This is a genomic window from Liquorilactobacillus vini DSM 20605, from assembly GCF_000255495.1.
Classification (GTDB): domain Bacteria; phylum Bacillota; class Bacilli; order Lactobacillales; family Lactobacillaceae; genus Liquorilactobacillus; species Liquorilactobacillus vini.
Genome location: NZ_AHYZ01000193.1, coordinates 1 through 1909, shown reverse-complemented (window position 1 = coordinate 1909; position 1909 = coordinate 1). Strand labels below are relative to the sequence as shown.

Annotated in this window: 2 protein-coding genes; one reads left to right on the top strand and one right to left on the bottom strand. The window is 37.3% G+C overall.

Annotated features, from left to right (window positions below; translation table 11 throughout):
- Positions 1-244 precede the first annotated feature (244 nt).
- A complete protein-coding gene (locus tag ON15_RS10410; protein WP_010581434.1) occupies positions 245-1276 on the top strand; it encodes a branched-chain amino acid aminotransferase in 1032 nt (343 codons plus the stop codon).
- A 466-nt stretch (positions 1277-1742) separates the two neighbouring features.
- Here ON15_RS10410 and ON15_RS10405 read toward each other — a convergent pair.
- On the bottom strand, positions 1743-1909 hold a 167-nt coding region (locus tag ON15_RS10405; protein WP_010581433.1), incomplete at its 5' end, for an ISL3 family transposase.

Here is a 1909-nt window from a genome sequence, read left to right as displayed (position 1 = left end):
CCCTTTAAAAATCTTATTTGACAAAAAAGAGTTAGATAATTATACTATGCTTAAATAAATAATAAATTGCTGAGATTTCAGAGAAAGTTCTTGCTGATAATGACTTATTTACGTAGTTAATGCGAGCAGCTTGTAAGGTAGACGAGGTAATCAAGTTAATAAATGAGCAATGAGAACAGGAATTTTCGAGACAGGGCAGTTTATAATTCTTTATTTTATTAAAATTACTATAGGGGGAATTTTTATGGCAAAGGCAGTTGCAGCAAACATGGATTGGAATCATCTGGGTTTTCAATATTGGGATCTTCCATATCGTTATCAAGCCGTTTATCGAGATGGTGAATGGCATGAAGATGGTCTAATTGAAGACTCAAGTTTGACATTTTCCGAGGCTGCTGAAGATCTTCATTATGGACAAGAAGTATTTGAAGGCTTAAAAGCTTACCGTTGTAAAGATGGCAATGTCAATCTTTTCCGTCCAGATATGAATGCACAAAGAATGGAAAACTCTGCTAAGCGGCTTTCAATGGTTCCATTTCCAAAGGACAAATTTGTTGAAGCAGTCAAAGCAGTTGTAAAAGCAAACCAAGATTTTGTACCGCCATATGAAACTGGCGCTTCACTTTATCTTCGTCCATTTATGGTTGGGACTGAGCCAATGGTTGGTGTTAAGCCATCCAAGACCTATGTTTTCCGGATTTTTGCAACTCCGGTTGGTGCCTACATTAAAGGCTTGACACCAATGCCATACATGGTTAGTGACTACGACCGTGCTGCTTATGCTGGTACTGGGCAGGCAAAGACAGCTGGAAACTATGCTGGCAGTCTTTATCCAGCTATGAAAGCTAAAGCTGCTGGCTTTGCTGATTGCTTATACCTTGATCCACGTGAACACAAATATATTGATGAGTTTGGTGGAGCTAACTTTTATGGCATTACCAAAGATGGCCAGTTTGTCACCCCAAAATCAGATTCAATTTTACCTTCAGTTACAAAGAAATCAATCTTAAGAATTGCTGAACGTCAGGGCCTGAATCCAGTAGAAACGCAAATCAAAATGGCAGATTTTGATCAGTTTGCTGAAGCTGGTGCGATGGGAACAGCTGCAGTGATTTCTCCAGTTGGTTCTTTGACTTACAAGGATCAGAAATATGTACCATTTAGTGAAACAGAAGCGGGTCCTGTAACGAAGAAACTTTATGAAGAACTGCTTGGTATCCAATACAGTGAACGTGAAGATTTTGATAACTGGGTTCAAAAAGTTGATCTTAAATAGAATGATTTAAACAATTAGGAGTCAAAACATTTATTTGTTTTGGCTTTTTTCGGTTAAATCAGAGCTGTTAATTAAAATTCATAACTTTTTTATTGCTTTTAATTGACATTTGAAAGTCAACGGGATAAAATAGTTATTAGATTAAATATAAAAGAACGTGATGAGAAAGAAGAGTAGTTTTTAACATTCGGTAGCGAGTCTTGTTCGGTGAAAGAAGGCAGTCTAAGTTAAAAGTGAAAATCACTTTCGAGCGCTGTGTCGAAGAATTACTTGGTAGACACGCTGGGTACACCCATTATTGTGTTAGCGTATAATTTTGTACGTGAAAGGCAATTATAGTGATATGATTGCAAATCAAGGTGGTACAGTGCGGTGAAGCACCCTTGTTTGAGTGAAAGCTCAAACAAGGGGGTCTCCGTCAAACTATATTGGTGGAACCATGAAGTCCTCTGAATGGGGGGCTTCTTTATTTTACAATTAAAAGAATTCTGGCATAAAAATGATCCATATTTTTGAATCCGTAACAGATCCGTTTAAGTGCTTTGATTTTACGATTGATTCCTTCGATAGGTCCATTGGAAAGTGATGATTCACAGCTGTTTGAAACATATTTTAGATTTTTCTTTAGGGTTG